Origin of the sequence: Pseudomonas quercus, assembly GCF_012033695.1 — a bacterium.
Taxonomy (GTDB): Bacteria; Pseudomonadota; Gammaproteobacteria; order Pseudomonadales; family Pseudomonadaceae; genus Aquipseudomonas; species Aquipseudomonas quercus.
In genome coordinates, this window is sequence record NZ_JAAVJI010000009.1 from 200,555 (window position 1) to 206,607 (window position 6,053).

The following is a 6,053-nucleotide window of genomic DNA, read 5'->3' on the forward strand; positions in this document are numbered from 1 at the left end:
TTCATTACCCTACAGGCCATAGCACGATGGAACTGCGACACCTGCGCTACTTTTTAATGGTTGCCGAAGAGCGCCACTTCACCCGGGCCGCTATGCGCCTGAACATACAACAGCCCCCACTGAGCCAGCAGATCAAGGTACTGGAGCAGGAGCTGGGCTTTGCACTCTTTGTACGCCGCCCCAGGGGGGTGGACCTGACGCCAGGTGGCCAAGTGTTTCTGGCCGAAGCCAGGGACATTCTCAACCGGGTTCAGGATGCCAGCCGCCATGCCGCCCTGGCAGCCGCAGGCTACGCCGGCAGCCTTAACGTCGGCTTTACCACCTCTGCCGCAGCCCACCCGGCCATTCCCACACTGCTTCGTGCGTTTCGCGCGCGGTACCCCGGTGTCAGCCTTAACCTCAGCGAAGGCAATGCCCGGGAGCTAACCTATGAACTGGCTGAGCAACGGTTGGACGTCGGGTTCCTCCGTGCGCCAGTGGCTCACCCGGAAAACCTCGTTTTCTCCCCCCTCCTCGAAGAAGACATGCTGCTTGTGCTGCCCGTAGGGCATCGGCTGTTGAACCAAGACAGTGAAACGCACGGGATCAGCCTGGCACAGTTGACAGACGAACCGTTCATTCTGGTCCGCACCCACGGCGCACCTGGCCTCTACGGCAACCTTATTCAGGCGTGCGAGCACGCAGGCTTCACCCCGCGCGTTTCGTTCGAAGTTGAACGCATGTTGACCAATATCAACCTGGTGGCCGCCGGCGCAGGGGTGTCCGTGGTGCCTGCCTCCATGCGAGGTTTCCACAGTGCCAGCGTCGTCTATTGCCCTATACGAGACGCCACACCTCGAATGATTGCTCCTATTACGCTGGTCTATGCCCGCAATGCCGACATCCCGGCACTGGCGCATTTTGTAGAGATGGCCTTGGCAGAGGCGGAGGGAAACGCGTGACTCGCGTGGTATTTCAAAAGTACTGCTGAAAATGCCATGCCACGCTGAGGCCAGCGTTTTTCAAATCAGCCCTATTGAAAAGGGCGGTTTTTCTCCCGCCAGCGCCCTGCTTACCTGCTTGGTAAGAGCGCTGGTGCCGTGTGTAAACGAGAGCGTCAAATTCAACCTTGAACCGGATCTGCCCTGGCTTTCCCAGTTACCAGGCAACCTTATCGCGCCTACCCCCGACTACACGCGGCGCCCTATATGGAAATCTCATCAGCCCCATCTATATAAACCTCACAACTATCAAAACTGATATGTTCAAAAACCATATGAAAACTCCAGCCATCCGGTTTTTGTGCAAACCTGAAACCACCTTCCACCTCTGAAAGCTCAACTTTTGAGTATGATGCGCCAGAAATATTCTTTACTGAAAAATCTTTTATTATTGAACTAGAAAGTATTATGACTATAGTATTATAGCTCTCACCCTACTTGCCCCATTTTTTCACTTCCAGTGCAGGTTGCTGTCTAGTGTGCAGAGCGACAGTGGTATTGCCAAAAGGATCAAACTCAATCTGGCCAACCATTAGCACTTCAGCCAGGCCTTGTGGAAAAAGCTTGACTAGGAATTCTTTATGAAAAACAATATCAAGCAGATTCATTTAAACCTCTAAATAAAGCTATAACGCCAATGGGTGCACATGATATTGACTGTGACAAGATCATAAATTGACCTGACACCAATACACTCCTTTTAAGAAAATTTCTTATACAGTTCCAAACTAATCTGGTGAAAAACTATCCTACAGCTAGTGGTCTAGCTCGATAAATTCCTTGACTTTTCTCTGTGCAAGATCCATTCGCTCAAGCAAAGGATTTTTGTAATCATTATAAACCTCAAGATACTCTCTGGGAGCATGCTTAATATGATTATTTTTTAACCGTTTGTGAGCCAGGCATACAAGTGTATCCTCATAGCTGGAAATTATTGAGTACAAACTGCAACCACCACGAATTGCTTCCAAACCCCTTAAATCTACCAAAATTTCTTTCAATAGATCGCTTAGCTCCTGTCTTTTCATTTCTTTTTCGCGAGAAGTAGCAATTTTCCTGTTGATAAACTCCATCTTTATGTATAGACCCCAAACTTGTTACTTACGCCGCCACCGAATCAACATTCAAAATAAGTTTTTTTAACTAACACCTTCTCTTCAAACTGCCGAGTATTTTTCCATTCAAGCAGCAAAGCGGCACCTGCTTTAGACTGTCTTCTGGCCGAACAAGGAGAAATGTAGAAAAAAATGCACCACCCGCCTTCGCATTTTTATTAAAATACATGCCTATATTTTTATTAACGATAACTCCATATTGGCCATTTGTAAAATTCAGCAGCCCCGTTGGGAAGTTTGGACTTTTCACTTGGAAAATCCTTGTCACTGAGAATTATGCAACTTTACCCAAGCGGGTTCAACTACCCATCCGTCTCGGCGCATATTCATACAAACGATCCTTACCAGGCAGCTAAACCTAGTCCAGCCTTGTAAAGCGCTAAACCGGAAGCTCTGAAATCTACAAGCTAATCAGCCTCATCCATGTACACCATGCATTTATCGAAAACTAAATCTTCAACCGTAAAATCAATCTCCCACTCACCTGACATTTGTTTTAATCTAAAACCCCTTTCAACTTTCTGAACATCCAATGCTGCGTAGGATGCCTTATAAATATTTTTTACCAATAGACCTTTCACCGTACCGCTACCGAGGACTATGGCCACGGTATTGAAGGTTTCGCCCCACTTCCCCCATTTTTTTATTTCTATCTCAGGCTGCTGCCTAGTATGCACAGTAATCTTAGTGTCACTGAAGGGGGTAATCCCTATTTGCCCAACCAACACATCCCCTGACAATCCTTTAGGAAAAACCTTAACCAGGAATTCTTTATAGGAAATAACGTCAAATAAATTCATTTGTCCTTCAAACTAAATTCATAGTGAGCATGAGTGCCGGTGACGCTATTCGCACCGGGTTTACAGATAAACCTGACAATCAGGCTCATCCAGATAAACACTGCAACTATCAAACATTAGATACCCACAGACCAAGTCAAAACTCCAGTCATCTGCGCGCTGCGTAAGTCTAAAACCATTATCCACTTGCTGAACATCTACGCTTGCATATAAGGCACCAGAGATATTTTTTACTGAAAATTCTTTCACTGTAACGCTTGAAATTTTTACAACTATTACATTGTATGCCTCACCCCATTTCCCCCATTTTTTTACTTCAATAGCAGGTTGCTGCCTAGTGTGCAGCGACACAGTGCTATTACCTAGAAAATTCAAATTCACTTGACCTATCATCAAATTTTTATCCAGGCCTTCTGGAAAAAGGTTAGCGAGAAAGTGTTTACAGTCAAGAATATCAAGTAAATTCATTTTTCCCCTACTGCGATTGCAGTGCCCATGGCTGCCGCTCAAATTTTCTTTGGCGGACTTACCATTTGGCCTGATATTGAGATGGATTTCACTATTTTCTCTAAATCCTTTGAAAAAATTCAGTCACTCACAAATGTCATCATCTCCATCTATATAAATCCTACAGCTATCGAAACTGATATGATCAAAAACCATATGAAAACTCCAGCCATCCGATTGTTGTGCGAGCCTGAAACCACCTTCCACCTCCACAAGCTCAACTTTCGAGTATAATGCTCCAGAAATATTCCTTACTGAAAATTCTTTTATTCTCGAAATTGAAAGTATTACGACTGTAGTATTATAGTTCTCCCCCCACCTGCCCCATTTTTTCACTTCCATTGCAGGCTGCTGCCTAGTGTGCAGAGCGACAGTGGTATTGCCAAAAGGATCAAACTCAATCAGGCCAACTATTAGCTCTTCAGCCAGACCTTGTGGAAAAAGCTTGACCAGGAATTCTTTATTAAAAACAATATCAAGTAAATTCATTTTAACTCCCAGTTAAAGTTATAGTGGCCATGAGTACCTCTAACATTACCTGTCATAGGTCTATCAATTGGCCTTACATTGAAATGCGGATCTGCCCCTCTTAAAGGCACAGCTTTGGAGTGACCAATACTATGCTTTTGAATAATAATTTTTTTGCCCTTATTATTAGTAAAGTAGTAATCACGAGTTTTCACTACGGCACCTTTTGAATTTTTTACCATGTTACCGTAACCGTCTTTTAAATATTCTCTCTCAACCGTAGGGCTTTGCGTATTAGGTATACCAGCATCCCGCTTCGCTTGCCTGAAAGCATCTCTTCTACTCACGGCCTCATAACTTGTTTTTTGTTAGGCCCACAAGTCGACAACCCCAGCGGATCCACCCACCCCACCGGGCTCGGCGCATACTGGTACAGGTTCTCCCCACCCAACAACCCAATCGGGTCCTGCGTGGTAAACCGCCCCACCTCCGGGTCGTAGTACCGGAACGTATTGTAGTGCAGCCCCGTCTCGTCGTCGAAGTACTAGCCCTGGAAGCGCAGGTTCTGCTCTACCTCGTTCACGACCATGGCATCGATAGCACCCCAGGCTCGGTACTTGGCCTGCCACACGATCTGCCCTTCGGCGTCGGTCATTTCCAGCGGGGTGCCGATCTGGTCGGTGTGGAAGTAGTACACCTGGTTTTCGGTATCTCCTTCGGCCCTGTCGATACGCGCATAGCTTGATCGGTAATGTGGCGGCGGCACATGTGGTAGTGAGCATGACTGACCTAACAGGCCGCAGCACTGAATCCATTCCCACTAAGCTTATGGCTAATGGTTGAGAGCATGCGATCGGACATCCCAACGACCAGCCGCTAGATTACGCATGAAGCTAGCCGAGCTGTATCTATGCACGCACTTTCAATCAATACTCAGTTCCTGATAGCACAGTGACACATTGCACTAGAAGAAAAAGTTGTTGTACTCAGGTTTTACCGTTATCCCGCCTAATGCAACTATTGACTAGACATTAGCCTACTTAAAAGAGCAATATCAAAACGCTCATTTTTTATCACTTTTTTGTTCGAAACGGCAGCTTTAAAGACTTCTTCATTAAATATCTCGGGTTTTAAGGCAGCCGAAGCAAATACAAAAACTGCTGGATACGCGTAGTCTTCTGGAAAGGTCAAAACATCCTCCATTGTTCTCTTGCCAGGCACAATCCGATTTATAAATGAAGGCACATAGAATTCTTCAAGTACCTTTCGTATGTTGATGCATACATTTTCGGCCGAGGATACATTCGGGGTATTGGTGCTTCCCCCAAAAGCCCGACAGAATCTATTATCTTTCTCACCTGAGCTTGTGAATGAGTAGCAGGAATCGTTAGGAAGGTTACTCTTATATGGGGGAGTGAACTGGCTGGAGTGATCAAATATTGGACCGCCATATACTAAGCCTCCAAGCACATAGGCGTCAGCCCTAGCCAAGTGCTGAAAAAAAATATCCGCTACAACTTTTTTTTCCCACTTGAACTTAAGCTTATTCTTAGAAGCGGCAATAGATACCCTTTCAGCACCTTCTATCTTCTTAAGCTCGTGCAGCAGTGCACTTTCGAAGAATGTCCTATTCTGCGATGTCATGATTCACCAATACCTGAGAACGTTAAAGTTAGCAGTATGCACCGCACCTTTGCCACCTAAAATTCGACCTATATCACTTTTTGTATCAACCTGAAACACAGCGACCTTTCCGTTGGAAGGTTTAATTTTACCACCACCAAGGTGTCGGGTCATATTTGCTGGATTTGAAATATTAAATACGTTCGCAGCTTTCTGATTTTTTGTTAAATTTCCTGAGCTATGTTTTACTTCGAAAACATGCATATTTCCTTGAGGCCCTTTTACGACGAAATCGGCACGAATTCTGCTCCCATTTACTTTCATAGTTACTTCTTCTGCTATTACTTTATATCCATTCTGTTCAAAATCGTGTATAGCTTTATTTCTACCCTTGTCTCCACTTGCGCTACTTTTGCAAAGTCCGTGAGGATCTACCCACCCCACCGGACTCGGCGCATACTGGTACAGATTCTCCCCACCCAACAACCCAATCGGGTCTTGTGTGGTAAACCGCCCCACCTCCGGATCGTAGTACCGGAACGTATTGTAGTGCAGCCCGG

The 6,053-nt window shown here is 45.6% G+C and carries 9 protein-coding genes and 1 pseudogene; 1 reads left to right on the forward strand and 9 read right to left on the reverse strand.

The window, feature by feature from the left end; all coding sequences use genetic code 11:
• Positions 1–26 precede the first annotated feature (26 nt).
• Positions 27–941 carry a LysR family transcriptional regulator gene (locus HBH25_RS15795; RefSeq protein ID WP_168084892.1) on the forward strand — a complete coding sequence of 305 codons (915 nt, stop codon included), beginning with the start codon at positions 27–29 and terminating at the stop codon, positions 939–941.
• 473 nt (positions 942–1,414) lie between these two features.
• Here the strand turns inward: HBH25_RS15795 and HBH25_RS15800 are convergent, their stop codons facing one another.
• The 9 genes and pseudogenes from HBH25_RS15800 to HBH25_RS15840 all read right to left on the reverse strand — a co-directional run.
• Entirely contained in the window at positions 1,415–1,588 is a 174-nt protein-coding gene (locus HBH25_RS15800) for a hypothetical protein (RefSeq protein WP_168084893.1), read from the reverse strand.
• 147 nt (positions 1,589–1,735) lie between these two features.
• Positions 1,736–2,053 (reverse strand): hypothetical protein, encoded by a 318-nt coding sequence (locus tag HBH25_RS15805; RefSeq protein ID WP_168084894.1) that lies wholly within the window; start codon positions 2,051–2,053, stop codon positions 1,736–1,738.
• A gap of 449 nt (positions 2,054–2,502) precedes the next feature.
• A complete protein-coding gene (locus HBH25_RS15810) occupies positions 2,503–2,895 on the reverse strand; it encodes a hypothetical protein (RefSeq protein WP_168084895.1) in 393 nt (130 codons plus the stop codon).
• A 60-nt stretch (positions 2,896–2,955) separates the two neighbouring features.
• Positions 2,956–3,363 carry a hypothetical protein gene (locus tag HBH25_RS15815; protein WP_168084896.1) on the reverse strand — a complete coding sequence of 136 codons (408 nt, stop codon included), beginning with the start codon at positions 3,361–3,363 and terminating at the stop codon, positions 2,956–2,958.
• 123 nt (positions 3,364–3,486) lie between these two features.
• The gene (locus HBH25_RS15820; RefSeq protein ID WP_168084897.1) at positions 3,487–3,891 is read right to left on the reverse strand and encodes a hypothetical protein; all 405 of its coding nucleotides are present in this window, start codon (positions 3,889–3,891) and stop codon (positions 3,487–3,489) included.
• A complete protein-coding gene (locus HBH25_RS23100) occupies positions 3,888–4,217 on the reverse strand; it encodes an HNH/endonuclease VII fold putative polymorphic toxin (protein ID WP_168084898.1) in 330 nt (109 codons plus the stop codon). The genes HBH25_RS15820 and HBH25_RS23100 overlap by 4 nt, the downstream gene beginning before the upstream one ends.
• A 35-nt stretch (positions 4,218–4,252) precedes the next feature.
• A pseudogene (locus HBH25_RS23105) lies at positions 4,253–4,660 on the reverse strand (RHS repeat-associated core domain-containing protein); the annotation flags it as partial.
• 227 nt (positions 4,661–4,887) lie between these two features.
• Complete coding sequence (locus tag HBH25_RS15835; protein WP_168084899.1) at positions 4,888–5,514, reverse strand: hypothetical protein; 627 nt, start codon at positions 5,512–5,514, stop codon at positions 4,888–4,890.
• Between the two features lie 3 nt (positions 5,515–5,517).
• A partial coding sequence (locus tag HBH25_RS15840) for an RHS repeat-associated core domain-containing protein (protein ID WP_168084900.1) occupies positions 5,518–6,053 on the reverse strand: 536 nt, incomplete at its 5' end.

Bases quoted from the DNA above. Each gene is read 5' to 3' on its own strand.
- HBH25_RS15795 (WP_168084892.1), top strand. From the start codon at position 27: ATGGAACTGCGACACCTGCGCTACTTTTTAATGGTTGCCGAAGAGCGC.
- HBH25_RS15800 (WP_168084893.1), bottom strand. From the start codon at position 1,588: ATGAATCTGCTTGATATTGTTTTTCATAAAGAATTCCTAGTCAAGCTT.
- HBH25_RS15805 (WP_168084894.1), bottom strand. From the start codon at position 2,053: ATGGAGTTTATCAACAGGAAAATTGCTACTTCTCGCGAAAAAGAAATG.
- HBH25_RS15810 (WP_168084895.1), bottom strand. From the start codon at position 2,895: ATGAATTTATTTGACGTTATTTCCTATAAAGAATTCCTGGTTAAGGTT.
- HBH25_RS15815 (WP_168084896.1), bottom strand. From the start codon at position 3,363: ATGAATTTACTTGATATTCTTGACTGTAAACACTTTCTCGCTAACCTT.
- HBH25_RS15820 (WP_168084897.1), bottom strand. From the start codon at position 3,891: ATGAATTTACTTGATATTGTTTTTAATAAAGAATTCCTGGTCAAGCTT.
- HBH25_RS15835 (WP_168084899.1), bottom strand. From the start codon at position 5,514: ATGACATCGCAGAATAGGACATTCTTCGAAAGTGCACTGCTGCACGAG.